The sequence below is a fragment of the Sphingobium sp. RAC03 genome (assembly GCF_001713415.1).
In the GTDB taxonomy this organism is placed as follows: domain Bacteria; phylum Pseudomonadota; class Alphaproteobacteria; order Sphingomonadales; family Sphingomonadaceae; genus Sphingobium.
Map to the genome: position 1 here is coordinate 1,930,943 of NZ_CP016456.1, position 23,518 is coordinate 1,954,460.

Here is a 23,518-nt window from a genome sequence, read left to right on the forward strand (position 1 = left end):
AGGGGAGGTGGATGGCCGCAGGCCAGACGGAGGGGTGTCACCCTATCGATGGGGCGACACCCCTCCACCACGCCCTTCGGGCGCGGTCCCCCTCCCCCGCCGGGGGAGGATTTTGAGGTGAACGATATGGACTCCCCCGACATCATCGAAGAAGCGCGCAAGGTCTTTTCCGGCCCGATCGCCTTCCTGAAATCCGCGCCCGCGCTGGAATTCCTGCCCGACATGGCGGTGAACGAAGTCGCCTTTGCGGGCCGCTCCAATGTCGGCAAATCCTCGCTGCTCAACGCACTGACCAACCGCAACACCTTGGCGCGCACGTCGAACACGCCCGGCCGCACGCAGGAACTGAACTTCTTCGACGTTGGCGAACCGCTGCGCTTCCGCCTCGTTGACATGCCGGGCTATGGCTATGCCAAGGCACCCAAGGACGTCGTGCGCAAATGGAAGTTCCTGGTGAACGACTATCTACGCGGTCGCGCCGCGCTCAAGCGCACCCTGGTCCTGATCGACAGCCGCCATGGCATCAAGGATGTCGATACCGACATGCTCGACATGCTCGATGGTGCAGCGGTCAGTTACCGCATCATCCTGACCAAGGCGGACAAGATCAAGGCGAGCGAACTGGAACAGGTGTTCGTCGATACGGCCGCCGCGATCCGCAAGCGCCCCGCCGCCCATCCCGACATCATCGCGACGTCGGCGGAAAAAGGCATGGGCATCCCCGAATTGCGTGCCGCCGTGCTGGAAAGCGTGACCCAGGGCTAAGCGCTTGACGAACCGGCCCGGCATCGGGAAGGAAGCGCGCTTCGACAAGCCCGCCGCGACACGCTAAGGAGCGTGCAGCGTCGGCCGGGCCGCCGTCACTTGGAGATGAGACTATGCGCGCCGAAGCGCAGCAATATATCGATCGTATCGACGCCGCGCTGGACCTGTTGCGCCGCTTCCTCGACTGGGACCGTGCGCTACGCCGCCTCGACGAGTTGAACGCCCGCGTCGAAGATCCGACATTGTGGGACAATGCGAAGCTGGCGCAGGAAGTCATGCGCGAACGCACCCGGCTGGACAGCGCGATCGGTGCGACCCGCGCGATCGCCGCGGAGAAATCCGACAATGCCGAACTCATCGAAATGGCTGAGGCCGAAGGTGATGAGGATATGGTCAGCGAAGCCATCGCCGCCTTGAAGGCGCTGGCCGACCGCGCCGATGAGGACAAGATCAAGGCGCTGCTGGCGGGCGAAGCCGATGCCAGCGACACCTATCTCGAAATCCATGCTGGTGCTGGCGGCACAGAAAGCCAGGACTGGGCCGAAATCCTCAGCCGCATGTACCGCCGCTGGGCCGAACGGCGCGGTTATAAGGTCGAACTGGTCGATTATCAGGCAGGCGATCAGGCGGGCATCAAGTCCGCGACTTTCCTGATCAAGGGCGAAAATGCCTATGGCTATGCCAAGACCGAAAGCGGTGTTCACCGCCTCGTCCGCATCAGCCCCTATGACAGCGCCGCGCGCCGCCACACCAGCTTCTCGTCGGTGTGGGTCTATCCGGTGATCGACGACGATATCGATATCGAGGTCAAGGAAAGCGACCTCAAGATCGATACCTATCGCGCATCGGGCGCAGGCGGGCAGCACGTCAACACCACCGATTCGGCTGTCCGCATCACCCACGTTCCGTCCGGCATCATCGTCGCATCGCAAAATGACCGGTCGCAGCACAAGAACCGCGCGACCGCGATGAACATGCTTAAAGCGCGGCTCTACGAAGCCGAATTGGCCAAGCGCGAAGCCGTCACGGCAGGCGAATATGCGGCCAAGACGGAGATCGGCTGGGGCCATCAGATCCGCTCCTATGTGCTGCAACCCTATCAGCTGGTGAAGGATCTGCGCACCGGCGTCACCTCGACCGCGCCCGACGATGTTCTCGACGGCGCGCTCGATCCTTTCATGGCCGCTGCGCTGTCGCAAAAGGTGACGGGCGAAAAGGTCGATGTGGAGGATGTCGACTGATGATGCGCCTGGCGCTGGTGGGCATCTCCGTCCTGCTGGCCGCTTGCGACATGCTGTCGCCGGGCGACGGGACTAAGCGCGCCGCCGCTGCCCAGCCTTTTCCCCAGGCCGATCGCCCGGTCGCGCCGATCGTCTCGACCCGCTGGTCCAGTGAGGAAGCGCGCGACCGCGTGCATGAGGCGGAGGATATCATGGACCGGGCGGGCATCCGCCCCGGCATGACCGTCGCCGATATCGGCGCAGGCGAGGGCTATTATACTGTCCGCCTCGCCGCGCGCGTGGGCGCGCAGGGCCGCGTGCTGGCCGAAGACATCATGCCCGAAGTGATCGAAGCGCTCTCGCGCCGCATCACCCGCGAAAAATGGGACAATGTCAGCGTCAAGCTGGGCGCGCCCGAAGATCCCCGGCTTCCCGAAAACAGCTTCGACCGGATCATGATGGTGCATATGTATCATGAGATCGCCGAGCCCTATGCCTTCCTGTGGCACCTGTCCCCAGCGTTGAAAAAGGATGGCGAACTGATCGTCGTCGATGCCGATCGACCGACCGACCAGCATGGCACACCGCCGCGCCTACTCGCTTGCGAATTGGCGGCCATGGGCTTCCGCATGGAAGAATTGATCCCCAAGCCAACCGCCGGCGGCTATTTCGCCCGTTTCCGCCGCATCGCCGCACGTCCCGATCCGGCCAGCATTGTTCCTTGCGCGCTCAATGACCGATAAAGAGGGTTAATGCCGTCCTGACTTTTCTTGTTGGGAACGCATCGTCCTCGCCCATGTTATGCTTCCCAACGGGAGGCACAGGATTGCAGGAACATCATTCGCTTGGCGCGGCCCGTCGCGCGACGCGGCTCAAACTGTTCGAGCCGGTTCTGTTGCGCGTGCAGGGTTTGCCGGTGCGCGCGCATCTGCTTGATCTGTCGATGACAGGCGCGCTGGCCCACAGCGATAGTCCACCACAGGTCGGCGACCATGTCGTGATCGAAGCGAGCGCGCTGAGTGTGGCGGGGCGGGTCATGTGGGTCCGGGCCAAACGGTTCGGCATCCATTTCGACCTGCCGCTCCCGCAACCGACCGTCGATCGCGTGGTGCGCGGCGACTAGCGCCTGCGCCGCCAGCGCCGGAATAGCGACACCCCCAATAGCCCGCCGCCAACCAGCGCCGCAATCGCGCCACCCGCTGACGCCAGCGCCCAGGCACCCGCCGCCAGCAGTCCAGTCAGAAAATCGACGATGATCAGGGTAAGGTGGATCATGGGGGAAGGACGGGGTGTTACGCCCCCAATTCCTTCGCCTCCTGATATTTCAGTTCGAGAAACCGGTTCTGCGTCGCCAACTTGTTCAGGTCGCCGCTCGCCAATTGCTCGCTCATCCGCGCGATTTCCGCGTCGATGACGCCCAGCCCGTCGATCAACTGCTGTTCGGGCACGCGCCCGTTCCGCTCTTCGCGCCGCATCGGCTGGGGGATGGACTGATAGCCGGTCACCAGTTCGGGCAGATGATCCGACAGCAAGCGGCGCACATCCTGCGCGGCGGGATCTTGCGGGTCGAGCCGTTCCAACTGCGGGGCCAACGTCTCCAGCTTGACGCCGATACTGTCGACCAGCGTGATCGCGGGCGCGGGCAGCGCCTTGCGCTGATTTTCCAGCCAGATTTCGGTTTGCAGTGGCAGGGCGGTGAGCGGCGTCTGCGCCAGCGCCTCGGACTTCACCTTCGTCTCCGTCGGCAACAGCGCGATCAGCAATAGCGCGGCGATCATCACACCCAGCGCAATCATCACGCCGGTCGTACCAAGCGGCAGCACGAACCCGGCCACCATGCTGCCCAGCAGCACAGCCAACACGGCCCAGAAGGCATATTTGACCTTGCGCATCAGTCCGGCATTGCGCCGCTGCCGCGCCCGCGCACTCAGGCTCTGCCCGCGCTCGCTATGACGGCGCAACACGGCCTCGGCATCGGCCAAGACGCGGTCGGACCGGCTCATAGCTGCAACCTCCGTTCGTTTCGAGCGAAGTCGAGAAACGCAGGCATTGCACGAGCCGCTTCTCGACACGCTCGAAGCGAACGGAGAGGGGGGCACATCCTCCTCACCCCTCGATCGCGCTCAGCAGCGAATTATCCACCCGCACGTCGCGCGAGGCTTCGGCCTGGCCCTGCGCGCGGGCGATATAGCCCTTGGACTTCTCCACTTCGCCCGACAGCGTGGTCACCGTCGTCTTCATATTTTCCAGCGCCTTCATCTTGAATGCGTCGATATTGTCCATCGTGTCATAGATATTCTGGAAGGCACGTTGCAGCGTTTCGATCGGGATCGTGCTGGACGCGGCTTGCTCGTGGATCTGCGCGGTCTGGCTTTTCAGCAATTCGCCGGTGCGATCGATCATGTTCGCGGTCGTGGTGTTGAGCGCGCTGATCTGTTCCAGCACCAGCCGCTGCCCGGCCAGTGCCTGCGCCACCGTCACCGCCGTCCGCAGCGCCGCGACCGTGGTCGTGCTGGCCCGGTCCACGCCCTTGACCAGTTCGATATTATTCTTTTTCACCAGATCGAGCGCCAGATAGCCCTGCACCGTCACCGCCATCTGCGTCAGCAGATCCTGCGTCCGCTGGCGGATGTAGAAGAGCGCGCTTTCGCGGATCGCCTTGGCCTTGGCCGGATCGCTCGAATCCAGCTCCAGCGCCTTGGCCTCCAGCCGGGCGTCCATCGTCTTGCTGATATGGATCATCTGTTCCAGCCGACCCATGGTCTGCCACATATTCTGCCGTTCGACGTCGATCGCGGCATTATCCTTGATCAGCGTATCCTTGCCGCTGGCGAGCGATCCCAGGATCGCATTGATATGCCCCTGCGCACTTTTATAGCCGTCGAAATAGTCGCGCATCTTGTTGCCGAACGGGATGATGCCGAACAGCTTTTTGGGCGCGAGCAGATTGCCGCGCTTGCCAGGGTCCAGATCCTCGACCGTGCGGCGCAGTTCGGCGAGGTCCGCGCCGACCTTGGTGTCGCTGTCCATCGCCCGCACCGGGCGATCGAGGAAGCGGTTGCTGTGTCCTGCCGCTTCGGCGATTTCCTTGCGCCCCATATTGGTCAACTGGTCGACCCGCACGCCGAATTCGGGACTGTTGGCATCCTGCGCCACCAGATCGTCGATGAAGGCATCGACCTTCTCGTCCAGCTTGGACTTTTTCGCCTCGTCGATCGGCACCAGCCCGGCCGCCTTGTCGGCCGCGACGACCGGCACCGGGTCGGGCGCGGTCAGGTTCAACATATCGGCAGTCGCGGTCTGGGTCGCGGTGGGCGCAGTCGTAGCCATGCTATCTCCTTGGGTGTCATATCGATATAGAACACCTGCGCTTCAAGGCGCAATCGTCGCAAGGATGATAGGAGCCACGTCGCGCGATGGGAAGCACGAAGGCACTTGGCCTTTGGCTTGGCTGCCGCCCTGCTCTTGCCGCAACGCGTCATTTCCTGTAGGGGCGCGGCCGAAGCCTCTGCGTGACCTTGTGTCGGCGTGGGCCAACACATATCCCGAAGGCAAGACATGTCCCTGCGTAATATCGCCATCATCGCGCACGTCGATCACGGCAAAACAACCCTCGTCGACCAGCTTTTCCGCCAGTCCGGCACTTTCCGCGACAATCAGCGCGTCGAAGAGCGCGCGATGGACAGCAACGATCTCGAAAAAGAACGCGGCATCACCATTCTCGCCAAGCCGACCTCGGTCGAGTGGGAAGGCACCCGCATCAACATCGTCGATACACCGGGCCACGCCGATTTCGGCGGCGAAGTCGAACGCATCCTCTCGATGGTCGATGGCGTCATCCTTCTGGTCGATTCGTCCGAAGGCGCGATGCCGCAGACGAAGTTCGTGACCGGAAAGGCGCTGGCGCTGGGTTTGAAGCCCATCGTCGTCGTCAACAAGGTCGATCGCCCCGACGAGCGCATCCAGGAAGTGCTGGACGAAGTGTTCGACCTGTTCGTGTCGCTCGAAGCGACCGACGAACAGCTCGACTTCCCCGTCCTCTACGCGTCGGGCCGCAACGGCTATGCCAGCGAAGATCCGACCCGTCGTGAAGGCACGCTGACCCCGATGTTCCAGAAGATCGTCGATCACGTCCCCGCGCCCGCCGTGGAAGTCGATGGCGTGCCCTTCACCTTCCTGGTGACGTTGCTCGACCGCGACAATTTCCTTGGCCGTATCCTCACCGGCCGCGTGACCAGCGGTTCGGTCAAGGTGAACCAGGCAATCCACGCGCTCGACATGGATGGCACGGTCATCGAAACCGGTCGTGCGTCGAAGATCATGGCGTTCCATGGCCTTGATCGCGTCCCCGTTGACGAAGCCAAGGCAGGCGACATCATCTCGCTGGCGGGCCTCTCCGTCGCGACCGTCGCCAACACCATCTGCGACATCTCGGTCACTGAGCCGATCCAGGCCCAGCCGATCGATCCGCCAACGCTCTCGATGCGTTTTGCCGTGAACGATTCGCCGATGGCCGGCCGCGAAGGCACCAAGGTCACCAGCCGCATGATCCGCGATCGCCTCGCCCGCGAAGCCGAATCGAATGTCGCGGTCAAGGTCACGGAGAGCGCCGACAAGGACAGTTTCGAAGTCGCCGGCCGCGGCGAATTGCAGCTTGGCGTGCTCATCGAAACGATGCGCCGCGAAGGCTTCGAACTCTCGATCAGCCGCCCGCGCGTGCTGTTCGGCACGGACGAGGACGGCAACAAGACCGAGCCGTATGAAACCGTCATGATCGACGTCGATGATGAATTTTCCGGCACGGTCGTCGAGAAGATGAACCTGCGCAAGGCCGAGATGACCGACATGCGTCCGTCGGGCGGTGGCAAGACCCGCATCACCTTCTCCGCGCCTTCGCGCGGCCTGATCGGCTATCATGGCGAATTCCTGTCCGACACGCGCGGCACCGGCATCATGAACCGCCTGTTCGAGAAATATGGCCCTCACAAGGGCACGATCGAAGGCCGCAAGAATGGCGTCCTCATCTCCAACGGGTCGGGCGAAGCCAATGCCTATGCGCTGGGTCCGCTCGAAGAACGCGGCATCCTGATGGTCGGCGTGGGCGAAGCGCTCTATGAAGGCATGATCATCGGCCAGAACGCCAAGCCCGACGATCTCGAAGTCAACCCGATGAAGTCCAAGGCGCTGACCAACTTCCGTGCGAGCGGCAAGGACGACGCCGTCCGCCTGACCCCGCCCTGGAAGCTGACGCTGGAACAGGCCATCGCCTATATCGATGATGATGAGCTGGTCGAAGTCACGCCCAAGACGATCCGCCTGCGCAAGCGCTATCTGGATCCGAACGAGCGCAAGCGCATGAGCCGCTCGAAGGCAGCTTGATCAATCCTCCCTGAGCTAGCTCGGGGAGGGGGGCCATCAGCACAGCCGATGGTGGAGGGGGCGGGCGGCAACGCCCCGCCCCCGATCTTTTTACAGGAGCCCCAAATGGCCGACCTCTATCTCAAGGCCCTCACCGCCGAACGCCGCGCGCTCTGGGCCGAATGCCGTCTCAAGGGACTGGCCAAGGACACCCCCCAACGCCTGCGCATCGTCGAAATCGACGCCCTGCTGGCCGCGCACAAGGCCAAGCAGGACGCGAAGGGCGCCTGAGGCACCCTTGTGATCAGATAGCCAGCCCGACTGTCACCGACCCGGTAAAGCCGTTGGTGATGTCGCCGGTCATGGCGGGCGTCATCGCTGCGATCTGCTCTGCCGTGTTGTCGCCAAACACATTGTCATTGGCTGTCGTCGTGCTGGAGAAATTGCTTCTGCTGCTGGCATAGCCGCTTGTGGCGTAGATGGCGGTACAGGCCGCTGTCGGCATCGCCAATTGGGACGTCAGCACGCGATTGGCGTAGGTCGTCGCACGCGCTAGGCTGGGATAGACCTCGAAATGGATATGCGGGTATCGTCCAGCATAACATCCTGGAAAGATGCTGGTAAAAGTCACTTGTCCGTTGGCATCGGTCACGCCGACACCGCGCAGATAATTCTCGCCAGGGATATCGTATAGCGAATATTGGCCATCGCGCGTACAATGCCACAGATAGACTGCATAACCAGCCAACGGCGCACAACCGCTGTTCACATTCACGACAGTGATCGTCAATTGCATGTAAATCCCGGCAGCCGTGCCGGACGCCGTGCCGAAACTGGAACGAATGTCGGCGCGAACGATGCCGTTGTCGTCCAGAGCGTTGACCACACTGCCATTGACGCTATTGGACCCATCAGCCGGATATGGTCCGTTGGTTTCGGTCGGATCGGCGACGCAGCTTTCGCTGGACGTGCTGGTCGTTCCGGTTGTCGATGTCGTCGTGGTGTTTGTGGTGGTCGTCGTCGAACTGGTCGTTTCCACCGAGCCGCTGGCGTCGCTGCCCCCGCAGGCACTGACCATCGCTGCACCGCCCGCCGACAAAAGGAGCCGCAAAGTGCGCCGCCGACCGATTGCCTGGCGCGACAGAACGCTCATATGGCTCAGGTCATGGATCAGGCCGTGATCATGGGCATCTGCTATAGTCGTCACTCGTTTGCTCCTCACGCAAGCTTGGTCGGAACAGCAAACGTCGCGTCATGATGATTCCCGTCATGGCTGAGGCTTACCGTTCGCATAAGCCGGACGCGGCAGGCTCGCCAATGTCAGGCTGCTTGCCACCATCAGCGCGATGGTCAGCCACAGGAATGGGCCATAGCCCCCGGTCGCGTCATAAAGCGCCGACGCCCCAAGCGGCCCGGTTGCGGTGCCGACCGACAAGGCCATCAGCAACCCGCCATACAGTCCGCCAAAGGTCTTGAGCCCAAAATGCTGGGTGGTGAGATAGACGATCACATCGACCTCCGCGCCCAATGTCAGCCCGGTCATAGCGGCGGCGGCCGCCTGCGCGCCCCAGCTCTCCCCGCCTATCAGCAACAGCAGGCAGCCGATGGCCGGCAGCAGAAAGACGACCGCCCCTACCATAGACCCGCGAAACCGATCGAGCAGCAGCCCCGTCGCCAGCCGCCCGATGACCGAGAAGATGCCCACCAGCGCCGCGATCCCCGCAGCCTCCATGCGCTCCGCGCCGCGATCGGTCAGGATGGGAACGAAATGCACGACCAGCGCGATGATGGTGAAGGTGAAGAGCAGGCTGGCCAGCAGCAGCCGATGATAGATGGACGAACGCACCCCTTCGGCCAGCGTCGCGCCCTCAAGCGCCTGCCGTTCTACCAGTGCGACTTTCGCCCGCCGGTCGTGCGCGCCACGAAAGAAAAGGAAGATCATCGGAAAGGCGATCGCAACCCAGATCGCCGCCTGGATCGGCGCCGCGGTCTGCCAGCCATGGCGCGCGATGAGCCAGCTACCCAGCAGCGGAAACAGGGCGGCGGCCAAAGAAGCGCCACACAACGTCACCGCGAACGCCAGCCCTCGCGACGCGGCAAAGCGGGTCGCCACCGCACTGATCCACACCGTCGCCTGCACCGGCAATGTCGCCAAGGCCAACAGGCTCCACAGCATCAGCCATTGGGTCTTGTCCCCGGTCGCTGTCCCCAGCATGGCAAAGGCAGCACAGGTCAGGACCACACCGACCAGCCCGAACAGGCGCGGTCCCAGCCGGTCGACCATCAGCCCGATCGGCACCGAAAACAGCGCTTGCACCAATGTCGCCAGCGTCAGGCCGATGGTGGTCTGCGTCCGCGACCAGCCGAAGGATTGGCTGATCGGCTCGATATAGGGGCCAAGCCCATAGATATGGATGACGCTGGTCGCATAGCCAAGGCCCGTCGCGATCGGCAGGATCGGCGCCCGCCGCCATTCCGCCCCGGCCGTCATTGCTGTGCCTGTCTCTGCCATGGTCCTGCCTCTCCCGCTTTGCGTCCGTCTTTGTGGCGCATGATGCCAAGCAATTGGAGAAAAAACTATAGTATCTCATTTATTATGATCCACACGCACGGCAAAGCGGCTGGCCATGCCGCTGCCCCGCTCATATAGTCGCGCCCGATTGTCCTCCCCCGCGAAAGCGCTTCATGCATCTTCTTATCGGCCTAGCCGGCATCCTGCTCATTCTTGCCGTTGCCCTCGCCCTCTCGTCCGATCGCCGCGCCATCAAGCCGCGCGTCGTCGGCGCGGCCTTTCTGTTGCAGGCGGGGATCGCCTTGCTAGTCCTCTATGTGCCCGCCGGTCGCGCCATCATCGGCGGCATGTCGAAGGGGGTGTCGAACCTGCTGGGCTATGCGCAGGCGGGCACCGACTTCATCTTCGGCCCGCTCGCCAGTCCCGAAATCGGCGGGGCCAGCTTCGCCATCGCCGCGCTGCCGGTCATCATCTTCTTCGCCAGCCTGGTGTCGATACTCTACTATCTGGGCGTGATGCAGTTCATCGTCCGCTGGGTTGGCGGCGCGATCGAAGCCGTGACGGGCGTGTCGAAGGTTGAAAGCCTCTGCGCCGCCGCCAACATCTTCGTGGGACAAAGCGAAAGCCCGCTGGTGATCCGCCCCTATCTGGCCGCACTCACCCCTTCGCAACTCTTCACCGTGATGACCAGCGGCATGGCTGGGGTCGCGGGCACGATCCTGGCGGCTTATGCCTCCATGGGCATCCGCATCGACTATCTGCTCGCCGCCAGCTTCATGGCGGCACCCGGCGGGTTGCTGATGGCCAAGATCATGATGCCCGATCCGCGTGTCCCTGTGCAGGGCGAATTGCCGCTCGGCGACACGCCCGATGTCCCGCTGCCCGAAACGCGGATCAGCGGCGTCGGCCCGGCCGCGCTACTCCCCGAAGGCACGCCGGGCGAACCCATGCCGGTCGCCAGCCATGACGAGGAAAAGCCCGCCAACCTCATCATGGCTGCCGCTCAGGGCGCACAGACCGGGGTGAAACTCGCTGTCGCGGTCGGCGCGATGGTGCTGGCCTTCGTCGCGCTTGTGGCGCTCGCCAACGGCATATTGGGCGGCATCGGTGCCTGGTTCGGCTATCCTGACCTTAGCTTCCAGATGCTGCTTGGCTATGTCTTCTCGCCGATCATGTATCTGCTCAACATTCCCTGGGAAGAAGCGCAGGTTGCGGGCGGCCTGTTCGGGACGAAGGTCGTCCTCAACGAATTCGTCGCCTATATCAACCTTGGCCAGGTGCAGGGCGCGCTGTCGCCCGCGACCATCGCCATCGTCACCTTCGCGCTATGCGGCTTCGCCAATTTCAGCTCGATCGCGATCCAGATGGCGGTGACCGGCAACCTCGCACCCAATCAACGGCCGATGATCGCACGTCTGGGGCTGAAGGCGCTGGTGGCAGGCAGCCTCGCCAACCTCATGAGCGCCGCGCTTGCCGGCCTGATGCTCAGCCTGCGCTAAGGGGCAGTCCTTTTGCTATCGTAACGGAAATGCTACCATCGCCCGCCCAAATCGGTTATGGTTAACCCATGGGGGCAAAGACACTTTCCGCAGCCGCACTAGCGGCTCTGTTGGCATCGTCGCCTAGTCTGGCGCAGGCGCCAAAACCGGGCGCGCTTGAAACCTACAAGGATTGGACCATCGGCTGCGACAATCGCAACCGATGCGAGGCGGTCGCGCTGATGCCCGAAGGCGCCGACTGGCCCGAGGTTCCGCTGATGATCGGCGTTGCGCGTGAGGCCGGGCCGGACGCAGCGACCGAAGTCTGGATCAGCCGTGAAAGCAAGGGCGTGGCGGATGTCAGCTTCCTGGTCGATGGCCGCACAGTGGCAACCGCCCGCGCCCGCGATGGCGAGGCAAAGGTCCGGGGACCGCAGGCCTCCGCCCTGGCCATCGCCATGGCACGCGGCACCACGATGGACGTCCGCGCCGTAAACCGGTCATGGGGCACGCCTTCGCTGGCCGGATCAGGCGCTGCGCTGCGCTACATGGACGCGCGTCAGGGCAGGGCGGGTACGATGACCGCGCTGGTCGCGACCGGTCCCATGGGCGTGATGGCGGTCAAGCCTGCACCCACCCCCCCGGTCATCCGTCGCGCACCGGTGCCCGGCGGTACAGCGCCAGCCCCGCTCTGGCGCGAGGAACTGGCCAAACTCGTGACCTTCACGGGCTGCGCCCACGAAATGCGCAGCGACCAGACGCCGGAATTGCATCGCCTCAGCAAGACCGAAACCTTAATTCTCGTGCCCTGTGGATCGGGTGCCTATAATTTCACCTCGGTTCCGGTCATCGCCACCGGCATCGCCGGTCGTCGCACCTTCCGCTTCGCGCCCTTCGACGCCGCGCCCGGCTGGCTCAGCGATGACAAGCATCCCACCTTGGTCAATGTCGGCTGGACCCCGGAAAAATCCCGCCTGGACAGCTTCGCCAAGGGACGCGGCATCGGCGACTGCGGTGGCAGCGAAGCCTATGTCTGGGACGGCACCCGATTCCGTCTGGTCGAAGCCGCGAGCATGGGCGAGTGCCGTGGCGCGTGGCACTGGATTCCTACCTGGAATGCCCAGGTAACCGACTGATTCCTAATATCAATGCGCCGCGCCCCAACTCGGCCCGGTCCCAATCTCCACGCCCAGCGGCACGCTCAGCTTCACGATTGGCTCAGCCGCACTCTCCATCACGCGCCGGATCACCGCGCTCGCCGCGTCCACGTCTCCCTCCGGCACCTCGAACACCAGTTCGTCATGAACCTGCAACAGCATCTTCACGCCCGACAGCCCCGCCGCGTCCAGCGCCGGTTCCATGCGCGCCATCGCCCGCTTGATGATGTCGGCGCTCGTTCCCTGGATCGGGGCGTTGATCGCGGCGCGTTCGGCACCCTGCCGTTCATGCTGGACCGATGCCTTGATGCGCGGGAACCACGTCTTTCGCCCGAACAGCGTCTCGGTATAGCCGCAGGCGCGCGCCTTCTCGATCGTCTCGTTGATGTAGATGCTGATGCCGGGGAAGCGCTCATAATATTTGGCGATCATCTCCTGCGCCTCGTCCGCGCTGATCTCCAGCCGCCCGGCCAGCCCCCAGCGCGAAATGCCGTAGAGGATCGCGAAGTTGATCGTCTTGGCTCGCCCGCGCGTGTCGCGGTTGACCTCGCCGAACAATTCCTTGGCGGTGGCGGCGTGAATATCCTCGCCCGCCGCGAACGCATCGCGCAATGCTGGCACATCGGCCATATGCGCGGCCAACCGTAATTCGATCTGGCTATAGTCCGCTGCCAATATGACATTGCCGGGTTCGGCGACAAAAGCATGGCGGATCTGCCGCCCGACTTCGGTGCGAATGGGGATATTCTGGAGGTTGGGATCGGTCGAGGACAGTCGCCCGGTCTGTGCGCCGGTCAGCGAATAGCTGGTGTGAACGCGGCCTGTATCCTGGTTGATCTGCGCCTGCAACGCATCGGTATAAGTGGACTTCAACTTCGATAATTGCCGCCATTCCAATATCTTGGCAGCGATCGGCGCGCCCTGCGCCTGCAACTGCTCCAAGATGGTGACGTCGGTCGAATAGGCTCCAGACTTGCCCTTCTTGCCGCCCTTATAGCCCATTTTGTCGAACAGGATCGCGCCCAATTGCTGGGTCGATCCGATCGCGAAAGGCTGCCCCGCCAGTTCGTGAATCTCGGTCTCCAGCGCCGCGATGCCAGCGGTAAACTCGCCCGACAGCCGCGCCAGATGCTCGCGATCCACCTTGATTCCGCGCTGCTCCATCCGCGCGATCACCGATACCAGTGGCCGGTCGACAAGTTCATAGACGCGGTTTGCGCCTTCATTGGCCACGCGCGTCTTGAACAGCCGCCACAGCCGCAGCGTCACGTCCGCATCCTCGGCGGCATAGGCGGTCGCCTTGTCCAGCGGCACTTCGGCAAAGCTGATCTGGTTCTTGCCGGTGCCGACCACCTCCTTGAAGCTGATGCACGCATGGCCAAGATGCGTCCGCGCGGCCTCGTCCATGCCATGGCCCGACAGGCTTTGCCCGGCATCCAGGTCGAAGCTCATGACGATCGTATCGTCATAGGGGGTGATCTCGATGGCGTGCCGGCGCAGCACGGTCATGTCATATTTGAGGTTCTGGCCGACTTTGAGGACGGCATCATCCTCCAGCAGCGGCTTGAGCTTCGCCAGCACCAGCACCTTGTCGAGCTGCACCGGTTTTTCCGCGAACATGTCGCGCCCGCCATGGCCGATCGGGATATAGCAGGCCTGGTTGGGGCCGGTGGCGAGGCTGATGCCGACCAACTGGCACGACACGCAATCGAGCATGTCCGTTTCGGTGTCCACCGCGACGACCCCCTCGGCCCGCGCCTGCGCGATCCAGCGGTCGAGCGCGTCTTCGCTCACGACGGTTTCGTAGAGGCTGCGGTCGATGGGTGGCGCTTGCGGCGCAACCGGCGCGGCGATCGGCTCGGCCACGCCCGCAGCAGCGGCAGCAACTGCCACCGCCGCTGCGGGCGCACCCAGTCGATTGAGCAGCGTCTTGAACCCATGATGCGTCAGGAAATCCTGCAACGGCTCCTTGGGAATGCCCTTCAACGCCAGGTCTTCGAGCGGTTCGGGCAGGTCCATGCTGTCGTGCAGCGCCACCAACCGCCGCGACAGCCGCGCCATGTCGGCATGGGCGATCAGATTTTCCTGCATCTTCGATTTCTTCATCGACGGCGCGGCGTCCAGCGCCGCTTCCAGCCCACCATGTTCGATGATCAGCTTGGCCGCCGTCTTGGGGCCGATGCCCGGCACGCCCGGCACATTGTCCACACTATCGCCCATCAGCGCGAGGACGTCGCCCAATTGTTCGGGCTGCACCCCGAACTTGCCGACGACATAGTCGGCCCCGCGCCGCTCATTCTTCATCGTGTCGTACATGTCGACGCCGGGCTGGATCAGCTGCATCAGATCCTTGTCGCTACTGACGATGGTGACATGCCATCCCGCCGCGACCGCGGCCTTGGTATAGCTGGCGATCAGATCGTCCGCCTCATAGCCCGCTTCCTCGATACAGGGGAGCGAGAAGGCGCGGGTCGCGTCGCGGATCATCGGGAATTGCGGGACCAGATCTTCGGGCGCAGGCGGACGGTTCGCCTTATACTGGTCATACATGTCGTTGCGGAAGGTGTGCGATCCCTTGTCGAGGATCACCGCCATATGGGTAGGCCCTTCCGCCTTGCCCAATTCCTCGGCCAGCTTCCACAACATCGTCGTATAGCCATAGACCGCGCCGACCGGCTGGCCATGCTGGTTGGTGAGCGGCGGCAACTGATGATAGGCGCGAAAAATATAGCCGCTGCCATCGACGAGATAGAGGTGATTCTGGGTCATGGGGCAGGGGATAGCCGGTAACGCTGCCCCGCTCCAGTAGCGCGGTGCCCGCTCTATTCGTAGGCGAGCCATTACCTAGCGGCCTTTCTTACTCCTCCCTTTTGACGGAGAGAGCTGCGCAGACTTGGCAGCTTGCTGCCTAGTCGTAGCTGGGCGAGGGGGGCGAACCACCGGGGAGTCGCGCCGCCTCAGCGTCGACGCCCTCATCCAACTGTGCCTCAGTGCCTTCGGCACTAAGGCTGCATATCCTTCTCCCCGGCGGGGAGAAGGGGTGGTAAGAAGATGCTCCTCAAAGGTCGTCACCCCGGACTCTTCGACAGGCTCAGCAACCGTATTGGGTGTCAAGCGAGATTGGCCCATGGTTTATCCTGCTGGACGATGGCGTTTGCGATAATGAGGAGTTTTCGCATGGCGGCGGTGATGGCGACTTTGGGCGCTTTGCCTCCCGCGCGGAGGTGCTGGTAGAAGTCGCGGATGGTTGGATTGAAGCGGATGGCGGGTAATGTTGCCATGTAGAGCGCGCATCTGACCGAGAGTCGGCCGCCGGTAATATGCGCCTGACCGCGCCACTGGCCGCTGTCACGGTTCATGGGAGCGATGCCGGCAAGGGCTGCGATCTGCTTTTTGTCAGCGATACCAAGTTCGGGGAGTTCGGCGATCAGCACTGCCGCTGTCGTGGCGCCGATGCCTGGAATAGACTCCAGCAGCATAGCTTTGCGCGCGAGCGTGGCATCAGCCTCGATTTCAGCCGTTATGCGCGCATCGCACTGGCCGATTTGTCCTTGCAGGAAGGCAATGTGCTCGCGGATCGAAGCCAGCGTTTCGGCGTCATCGAGGCCGGACAGACGCTGCTTTTCGGTAACCAGCATACCGACCAGTTGCCGCCTTCTGCGCACTTGCTCGGCAAGGCGAGCCTGATTTTCAGGTGTTGGCGGTGTTCTGGCGGGCTGCATGGCGTCAGCGAAGCGTAGGATGATGCCAGCGTCAAGCGCATCGGTTTTGGCGAGTTGACCGCTCGCTCTAGCAAAATCCCGCACTTGCCTGGGATTGACGATGCTCATGGCGATCCCCGCCGCTCCCATCTGGCGAGCGAGCAACCGGCCATAGCGGCCCGTTGCCTCGCAGACGATATGGGGATGTTCAAGGGTCGCGAGCCGCCTTCTTAAAGCCGCGATCCCCGCCACCGAATTGGTACGGCGCCAAACCCCGTTAGCCCCCGGTAAGGCAATATCGAGTGCCGCCTTAGATACATCGACGGCAACATATTGGTTCGACATCATGTTTCTCCACCTTGCATACGAGCTCAAGGCTCAGGCAACCGTTCGAGACGATCATGGATGGAGCGGACGGCTTTGCTGAGGATCGCGAGCTTTATGCCCAAGGACAGGCACAGCCTATCCGCTCCGACCTGTCCGGGGTCATGACCCCAGACAGGTCGGCACCAATTCAACCAAGGCTGAAATAAATGCCAACCCCAATATGCAAGGACAGGCATTGAGCGAAGTCGGAGTCCCAGACGACCGAAGGGCAAATGGCATATCGAAGGATATAAGCGCAGCCGACCCTTCGATACGGGTCTTCGACAAGCTCAGCCCTACTCAGGGCGAACGGAGTGATGCGACTTAAAGTCATCTTGCTCTAAAAACGCAACCTGCGCCGGAGCATCCCGCCCCGGCGCAGGCCATCCAGCCTAGAAGCGATAGCCGACCGTCGCGCCATAGGTGCGCGGCGGCAGGTAGGTCACACCGATGATGCGGCCAGTCGAGATGGCAAAGGTGCTGCTTTCGCGCAGCGTATCGCCGATATTCTTGACCCACAAAGACGCCGTCACCGTATCGGTCTTGTCCACCCAGCGCAGCGACGCATCGAACATCGTGTAAGCGCGCGTGCCTTCCACTAGCCGCTTGAACTCGGTGAAATAGATGTTGCTGCGCCCGGTCATGTCGCCGCTGACCGTGAAGGTGCCCGCCTCCTGCATGATCGGCAGGTCGACTTCGATCCCGGCGCTATAGGACCAGGTCGGCGAATTGCGCGTCGGGTTGCCCGCCAATTGGATGTTGCACGGCGCATTGGCATTGAGCGCATCGGCCCCGCATGGCGCGCCAAAGGCGGTGGGATCGGGGTTGGTGACGGGGTTGTAAGCGGGCTGCCCCGCCTGCGCTACGTTCACCGGATCGAGCGGATCGACCGTGATGAAATCATCATAGGTGCTGTCGGTATAGGAAACCGACCCGCGCACCCGCACGCCATCGACCGGGCGGGCCAACAGATCGGCTTCGACGCCGGTCGCCGACGTCTTGGCCGCATTTTCGAAGATGGTGGTAAAGCCCGCCGGGCCACCGCCGATCGTCTTGTTGATCTGCAGATCGTCCAGCTTGTAATGATAGGCGGCCAGATTGACTTGCAGGCGACGGTCGAGCAGTTCCGCCTTCACGCCCAGTTCGTGGTTCTTCATCTTTTCCGGCCGCACGATCGTCGTGCTGCCCGCCGCATTCTCACCCGACCCCGCCTTGAAGCCTTCGGAATAGGTGTAATAGAGCAGCAGATCGCTGTTGGGCTGCCATTGCAGGCCGATTTCCGGGGTGAAATCCTTGAACGTGCGTTCGCGATAGGTGCCCTCGATGGTCGTCTTGCGCACCTGCGCGACGGCGGGGTTGCCGTTGGCGGTCAGGATGATCGACGGGTTGGAACTGTCCACCTTTTCATGGCTGTAGCGCCCACCCAGTTTCAGCGACACGCCATTGAGGCCGAAGGCTGCGCCAAGGTCGAAGTTCAACTGCCCGAACGCCGCATAGGCGCGGGTGCCAAGGCTGGATTTGAGGCACACGCGGTTGGGCGAGGTGCCCGCCGGGAAATTGCACATCGCCAGCGCTTCGGCCAGCGTCACCGATCCGACCGGGGCTGCGACATTGTCGACGAAGGTCGGCCGCGTCGCCAGCACGGTGATGTTGGACGCCAGATCGTTGGTGGAACTCAACCCCACCTGATCACGTGGCCGCTGGCGCTCGTGAAAATAATAGAGGCCGACGACACCCTTCACGATGTCGCTGTCATATTTGAACTGCAACTCGTTGCTGAACTGGTGCGCGTCGATCGTGCGCGTCTGGATCGATGTGGAGTTGGGCAGGGTAGCGACCAGCGCCGACCCGTCCAGATCCTGGATCAGCTGCGTCTTGAAATCGCGATAATTGGTGATGTTGCCGATGCTGAACGCATCGCTCAGCTCGATATTGAGCGTGCCGGTGACCGAATAGCTTTTGGTATCGACCGAGGGCGGCTCGTCGCTGCCCAAATCGCGCGGGTTGGTCGCGAAACCGCCGGTGCCGGTGGGCGCGAGGCGCGGCACGCCGGGGAAGGCGGGGCCGCGATAATGGACCGCGCCGCTATTGTCGTTCTGGCGGAAATATTCGCCCGAAATCAGATAGTCGATCTTGTCCGACGCGATCAGGTGGATCTGGCCGCGCACCATGTAGCGATTAAGGTCATCGACATCGGCACCGCCCTTGAACGGGTTGCCGCCATAGCCGTCGCGCGCCTCGACCTTGCCCGCCAAACGAAAACGGATCGCATCGATGATCGGCCCGCCGATCGCCGCTTCGCCGGTCATCGCATTATAATTGCCATAGCCGAGCCGCGCATAGCCGCTGAATTCGGCGGTCGGCTTGGCGGTGATCAGGTTGATCGACCCGCCGACCGCGTTACGGCCATAAAGGCTGCCCTGCGGCCCGCGCAGCACTTCGACCCGCTCCAGGTCGAACAGCGACGTCAGCTGCGCTTCGGCGCGCGCGACATAGGCGCCATCGACATGCAGCGCGACGCCGGTGCTGGACCCGGTGGTGGAGGTATTGGCGCCCACGCCGCGAATGAACACCTTGGCCTGGTTGAAATCATTGCCGAACGTGACCGACGGGACGAGCTGCTGAATGTCCTGCAAATTGCTGACCCCGGCATTGGTCAGCGCGTCGCCACTGACCGCCGACACCGCAACGCTGACATCCTGCAACGACTGGCTGCGCTTTTGCGCGGTGACGATGATGTCCATGCCGTCGGTCTGCGCCTGCGCCATCGGGGCAAGGCCGAGGCTCGATACGGAAGCGAATAAGGCGCAAATCGCCCGCGAATTACTGGATGCAATCATGGCGTCCCTCCCTGAAACCGGACATCGTGTTAATTGTGTCCCGCTGAAACAATTAGCATGAGTGCTACCCCCACGCAATTTGCATCCAGCGACTGTCCCAAGGTGCATGTGAATTTCGGGTGATGTGCTAAAATTGCATCAGGCCTTGCCCTGTGGCCTTTGCGTCGAAGAAAGGCAAATGCAGGATTGATGTGCATTTCGGCGCAATTATGCCTCGGCGAAGAGGCGCTGTGGCATTCGACGAAAAAGCGCGCGCTCTACCCTGCGCGGGCCAGCATCAGCGAAAACAGCCCGTCTGCATCGGTCCATTCACGCACCGGCTCCCAGCCACCCGACCGCAGCAGCAGCCGCCCGTCGCGCACGCCATATTTATGGCTGCTTTCGGTGTGGATGGTTTCGCCCTGCGCCATGCGGAAGCTCTCTCCCGCGACATGGAAATGCAGCGGCCGTATCGCCTCCAGATGCATTTCGACCCGCGCCTTGTCATCGTTCCAGATCGCGCGATGGGCAAAGCCGTCGATCGGCATGTCGCCCTCCAACTCGCGGTTGATCCGGGTGAGCAGGTTCAGGTTGAACGCCGCCGTCACTCCCGCCGCATCGTCATAGGCCGCGATCAGCCGGTCGCGATCCTTGATCCGGTCCATGCCGATCAGCAGCATCGCCTCATCGCCCAGCAGGCGGCGCATCGCGCGCAGCAGGTCGACCGCCGCATCCGGCTCCATATTGCCGATGGTCGATCCGGGGAAGAAACCCAGCCGGGGCATGGCCTCGATCGCATCGGGCAATGTCAGCGGCCGGTTGAAATCCCCTTCCACCGGAATCACCGGCAGGTCGGGAAAGGCCTGCGCCAAGGTCGCACTGCTCGCCCGCAGGAAATCGCCGCTAATGTCGATCGGCACATAGGCTCCCGGCGCGATCGCGCGCAGCAGGTGCGGCGTCTTGCGCGAACTGCCCGCGCCAAACTCCACCACCGCGCGGCCTTCGCCCACCGCGTCGGCAAAATCTGCACCATGATTCTCCAGCAGCGCCGTTTCGGTGCGCGTGGGATAATATTCGGGCAGGTCGGTGATCGCCTCGAACAATTCCGACCCATGCCGGTCATAGAACCAGATGGGCGGCGTCGCCTTGGGGCTGCGCGACAGACCTTCGATGATGTCGCGGCGAAAGGCCGGGTCGACCGCATGGGCTACGGTCGGAGCGTCGTCTGTCAGCAGCATGGTCGTTACAGATCCTTCGCCAGTCGCAGCCCGGTGAACTGCCAGCGTTGATGGGGGTAAAAGAAGTTGCGGTAGCTCGCCCGCACATGGCCGCGCGGCGTGGCGCAGCTACCGCCCTTCAGCACGAACTGGCCCGACATGAACTTGCCATTATATTCACCGACCGCGCCCGGTGCCGCGCGAAAGCCGGGATGCGGGCGATAGGCGCTGCCGGTCCATTCCCACACATCGCCGAACATCTGCGTCAGCGACGCGGTGGCATCGGCGGGGTGGGGACGGGGGCAGGCGGCATCATCCAGCAGATTGCCCGACGTCGGCGCGATATTCTGCGCCGCACTTTCCCATTCCGCCTCGGTCGGCAGCCGCGCGCCTGCCCAACTGGCATAGGCATCGGCTTCATACAGGCTGATATGCGTCACCGGCGCGGCCGGATTGACCGGCTGGCGGCCATCGAGGCCAAAGCGGGTCCAGCCCTGTTCGCCCTGCGCCCAATAGGCTGGCGCATCGACGCTTTCCGCCTGCACCCAGGCCCAGCCATCGGCCAGCCAATGCGCCGCCGTGCGATAACCGCCATCCTCGATGAAGGCGATCCATTCGCCATTGGTGATCGGCCGGTGCCCCAGCGCATGGGGATGGAGCAGTGCCTTGTGCCGTGGTCCCTCGCAATCGAAGGCGAACCCGCCCCGGCCCTCGTCGCCAATCTCGACCAGCCCCTCGCGCCCTTCAATCCAGTGCAGGGCGTCGGGCAGGTCCATGGAGGCAGCAGCGGGTCCGGCGAACAGCGCGGGCTCCATCGGATTGAGCGAAAACAGATGCAGCAGGTCGGTCAGCATCAATTCCTGATGCTGCTGCTCATGATGCAGCCCCAGCGTCACCAGCGTCCTAGCCTCGCGCGACAGCATGGGGATCGCCGCCAGTAGCGCCGCATCGACATGCGCGCGATAGTCGCTTATCTCGTCCAGCGACGGCCGGGTCAGCATCCCCCGCATCGGCCGCGCATGGCGCGCGCCTTCGGCTTCATAATAGCTGTTGAACAGGAAGGCGTAGCGCGGATCGAACGGCCGATAGCCCGGCACATGATCGCGCAAAACGAAGGTTTCGAAGAACCAGGTGCCATGCGCCAGATGCCATTTGGCCGGAGACGCATCGGGCATGGACTGGACCGTCGCATCGGCATCGGACAGGGGAAGCCCAAGCGCCTGTGTCAGCGCCCGCACCTCGCGATAGCGCGACATCAGCGCATCCCTGTCCAACTCGGTCCAGCTTCTGGCCATGCCTGCCCCTTACGCTATGCTCGCATGATGATGGAGCAAAAAGCGCATGACTGCCCTTTAGGGTTCCCCTCCTTTTTCAGCAGCAGACCGGTTGAGCGGCGCGGCACACCCGGTCGCGGCCCTGTTGCTTGGCATCGTAGAGCGCCTGATCCGCGCTCGCGATCGTCTCGTCGATCGGTGTCCCCTGCCAGCGCGCGACACCGGCGGAAAAGCTGATTGCGCGGCCATTGACCTGGCCGATCGGATCGTCGCGCATCTGGGTGGCGATCCGCGACAGCGACCAGCAGGCCTCATCCTCGATACAGTCGGGGAAGAAGACCATGAACTCCTCGCCGCCCCAGCGCGCGACATGATCGACCCGGCGCAGCTGCGCCGCCAGCCGTTGCGCAAAGGCCGCCAGCACCCGGTCGCCCTCGTCATGGCCCATCCGGTCGTTGACCTGCTTGAAATGATCGATGTCGATGATCGCCACGCACCCCTTGCGCCGCGCCTGGGGCAGCATGTCGATCTGCATCAGGAAACCGCGCCTGTTGGCGATACCGGTCAGCGGGTCTTCATGCGCGGCGACGTTCAGATCCTGCATCTGCGTGCGGGTGACATGGGCGGCACGATGCACCCCGGCATAGAGCGTCTGGATGACATCGCCGACCTGGGGCAGGGGCGTGGGGTCGCTATCCTGCCCCTGCAATGTCTGCGCCAGCGCATGGATGGGATTGAGCAACGCGCCGATCCCGTACAGCGCAATGCCGGTGCCGATCACCGTCGCCAGCGTCAGCAGCACGAACTCGGCCAGCGCCAGCCGCCCGGTGGCCAGCCCCCAGGCCATATAGCCCAGCAGCGGCAGATGGGTGGCGACGAAGCAGAGGGTGAACAGCCGGAGCCTGAGCGATCGGGGGAAAATGAAGGAAGTCGCGAGGTAGAAATGCATATCAGCCCAGTCATGATTGTAGACCGGGCGGAAAATCGTCGGCGCGCCTAAACGCATCCTGAAGAAACAGGGTTAATGCGCGTCCCTGCGACCAGCCGTGCCACGCATGAGTCGAGCGACCCGACCGCTCAGCGCGACGCGCCCGGCACCCATTTGACATCGCGCGCACCATTGTCGTTCAGGCGGCGTGCCATGACGAACAGCAGGTCGGACAGGCGGTTGAGATAGATCAGCGCCTGCACGTTTAGCGTCACGTCGGTCGCCGCCGCCGTCGCGCTGCGCTCGGCCCGTCGCGTGATCGCGCGCGCCAGATGCACCGCCGCCGCTGCCGCCGATCCGCCCGGCAGCACGAAACTGTCGAGCGGCGCCAGCTCCGCGTTCATCGCATCGATCTGCTGCTCCAGCCGCTCGACCTGGCTTTCGATGATCCGCAAGGCCCAGGGCGGGTCGCCCGCATCGGTGATCGGCGTCGCCAGATCGGCCCCCAGGTCGAACAGATCATTCTGGATCATCGTCAGCCACGCCGCTTCGGGCGCATCGCCGATCGCCAGCACGGCAAGGCCGATCGCGCTATTGGCTTCATCGACATCGCCCACCGCCTGCATGCGCGGCGCATATTTGGGCAGGCGCGTACCGTCGGCAAGGCCGGTGGTCCCCGCATCACCGGTGCGGGTGTAGATTTTGTTCAGCTTGACCATGAAA

General features: G+C 63.3%; 20 protein-coding genes. 8 read left to right on the forward strand and 12 right to left on the reverse strand.

All coding sequences use genetic code 11. The features are described from left to right. The first annotated feature begins 126 nt into the window (after positions 1–126). The 4 genes from yihA (at position 127) to BSY17_RS13930 (ending at position 3,108) form a co-directional block, all read left to right on the forward strand. Positions 127–765, forward strand: coding sequence for a ribosome biogenesis GTP-binding protein YihA/YsxC (gene yihA, locus BSY17_RS13915; protein WP_037473509.1), 639 nt, complete (start codon positions 127–129; stop codon positions 763–765). Positions 766–878: 113 nt separating this feature from the next. Continuing rightward, the gene (prfB, locus tag BSY17_RS13920; protein ID WP_069065944.1) at positions 879–2,006 is read left to right on the forward strand and encodes a peptide chain release factor 2; all 1,128 of its coding nucleotides are present in this window, start codon (positions 879–881) and stop codon (positions 2,004–2,006) included. Beyond that, entirely contained in the window at positions 2,006–2,728 is a 723-nt protein-coding gene (locus BSY17_RS13925; RefSeq protein ID WP_069065945.1) for a class I SAM-dependent methyltransferase, read from the forward strand. Before prfB ends, BSY17_RS13925 begins: the two co-directional genes overlap by 1 nt. Before the next feature lie 83 nt (positions 2,729–2,811). Next, positions 2,812–3,108 carry a PilZ domain-containing protein gene (locus BSY17_RS13930; RefSeq protein WP_069065946.1) on the forward strand — a complete coding sequence of 99 codons (297 nt, stop codon included), beginning with the start codon at positions 2,812–2,814 and terminating at the stop codon, positions 3,106–3,108. On the opposite strand, the gene BSY17_RS21590 is transcribed toward BSY17_RS13930, so the two are convergent. The 3 genes from BSY17_RS21590 to BSY17_RS13940 form a co-directional block, all read right to left on the reverse strand. Next, complete coding sequence (locus BSY17_RS21590) at positions 3,105–3,260, reverse strand: hypothetical protein (protein ID WP_171899245.1); 156 nt, start codon at positions 3,258–3,260, stop codon at positions 3,105–3,107. The two genes, BSY17_RS13930 and BSY17_RS21590, sit on opposite strands and share 4 nt — an antisense overlap. A 17-nt stretch (positions 3,261–3,277) precedes the next feature. Beyond that, a complete protein-coding gene (locus tag BSY17_RS13935; protein WP_069065947.1) occupies positions 3,278–3,988 on the reverse strand; it encodes a hypothetical protein in 711 nt (236 codons plus the stop codon). A gap of 103 nt (positions 3,989–4,091) precedes the next feature. Further along, positions 4,092–5,315: a toxic anion resistance protein gene (locus tag BSY17_RS13940; protein ID WP_037473514.1), complete on the reverse strand. Its 1,224-nt coding sequence runs from the start codon at positions 5,313–5,315 to the stop codon at positions 4,092–4,094. Positions 5,316–5,543: 228 nt separating this feature from the next. On the opposite strand from BSY17_RS13940, the gene typA reads away from it, so the two are divergent. Together typA and BSY17_RS21595 are read left to right on the forward strand one after the other, a co-directional pair. Then, positions 5,544–7,364 carry a translational GTPase TypA gene (gene typA, locus BSY17_RS13945; protein WP_069065948.1) on the forward strand — a complete coding sequence of 607 codons (1,821 nt, stop codon included), beginning with the start codon at positions 5,544–5,546 and terminating at the stop codon, positions 7,362–7,364. 105 nt (positions 7,365–7,469) lie between these two features. Continuing rightward, complete coding sequence (locus BSY17_RS21595) at positions 7,470–7,634, forward strand: hypothetical protein (RefSeq protein ID WP_171899246.1); 165 nt, start codon at positions 7,470–7,472, stop codon at positions 7,632–7,634. Positions 7,635–7,647: 13 nt separating this feature from the next. Here BSY17_RS21595 and BSY17_RS13955 read toward each other — a convergent pair whose 3' ends face one another. Both BSY17_RS13955 and BSY17_RS13960 read right to left on the reverse strand, forming a co-directional pair. Next, a complete protein-coding gene (locus BSY17_RS13955) occupies positions 7,648–8,496 on the reverse strand; it encodes an intradiol ring-cleavage dioxygenase (RefSeq protein WP_069065950.1) in 849 nt (282 codons plus the stop codon). A 114-nt stretch (positions 8,497–8,610) separates the two neighbouring features. After that, positions 8,611–9,855 (reverse strand): MFS transporter, encoded by a 1,245-nt coding sequence (locus BSY17_RS13960; protein WP_069065951.1) that lies wholly within the window; start codon positions 9,853–9,855, stop codon positions 8,611–8,613. A 173-nt stretch (positions 9,856–10,028) separates the two neighbouring features. Here BSY17_RS13960 and BSY17_RS13965 point away from each other — a divergent pair, with 173 nt between their 5' ends. Both BSY17_RS13965 and BSY17_RS13970 read left to right on the forward strand, forming a co-directional pair. After that, positions 10,029–11,354, forward strand: coding sequence for a NupC/NupG family nucleoside CNT transporter (locus tag BSY17_RS13965; RefSeq protein WP_069065952.1), 1,326 nt, complete (start codon positions 10,029–10,031; stop codon positions 11,352–11,354). 68 nt (positions 11,355–11,422) lie between these two features. Then, entirely contained in the window at positions 11,423–12,469 is a 1,047-nt protein-coding gene (locus tag BSY17_RS13970) for a DUF1176 domain-containing protein (protein ID WP_037480041.1), read from the forward strand. A gap of 9 nt (positions 12,470–12,478) precedes the next feature. Here the strand turns inward: BSY17_RS13970 and polA are convergent, their stop codons facing one another. From polA to BSY17_RS14005, 7 genes are all read right to left on the reverse strand, one after another. Then, positions 12,479–15,259, reverse strand: a complete 2,781-nt coding sequence (gene polA, locus BSY17_RS13975; RefSeq protein ID WP_069065953.1) for a DNA polymerase I — start codon at positions 15,257–15,259, stop codon at positions 12,479–12,481. Positions 15,260–15,600: 341 nt separating this feature from the next. Continuing rightward, on the reverse strand, positions 15,601–16,539 hold the full coding sequence (locus BSY17_RS13980) for an IS110 family transposase (protein ID WP_069065368.1): 939 nt from the start codon (positions 16,537–16,539) through the stop codon (positions 15,601–15,603). 410 nt (positions 16,540–16,949) lie between these two features. After that, positions 16,950–19,397, reverse strand: a complete 2,448-nt coding sequence (locus BSY17_RS13985) for a TonB-dependent receptor (protein WP_069065954.1) — start codon at positions 19,395–19,397, stop codon at positions 16,950–16,952. Between the two features lie 257 nt (positions 19,398–19,654). Next, complete coding sequence (gene egtD, locus BSY17_RS13990) at positions 19,655–20,614, reverse strand: L-histidine N(alpha)-methyltransferase (protein ID WP_069065955.1); 960 nt, start codon at positions 20,612–20,614, stop codon at positions 19,655–19,657. Positions 20,615–20,619: 5 nt separating this feature from the next. Further along, positions 20,620–21,888, reverse strand: coding sequence for an ergothioneine biosynthesis protein EgtB (egtB, locus tag BSY17_RS13995; protein ID WP_069065956.1), 1,269 nt, complete (start codon positions 21,886–21,888; stop codon positions 20,620–20,622). Positions 21,889–21,964: 76 nt separating this feature from the next. Next, positions 21,965–22,816 carry a GGDEF domain-containing protein gene (locus tag BSY17_RS14000; RefSeq protein WP_069066983.1) on the reverse strand — a complete coding sequence of 284 codons (852 nt, stop codon included), beginning with the start codon at positions 22,814–22,816 and terminating at the stop codon, positions 21,965–21,967. A gap of 128 nt (positions 22,817–22,944) precedes the next feature. Further along, positions 22,945–23,514: a cob(I)yrinic acid a,c-diamide adenosyltransferase gene (locus BSY17_RS14005; protein WP_037473326.1), complete on the reverse strand. Its 570-nt coding sequence runs from the start codon at positions 23,512–23,514 to the stop codon at positions 22,945–22,947. Positions 23,515–23,518 lie beyond the last annotated feature (4 nt).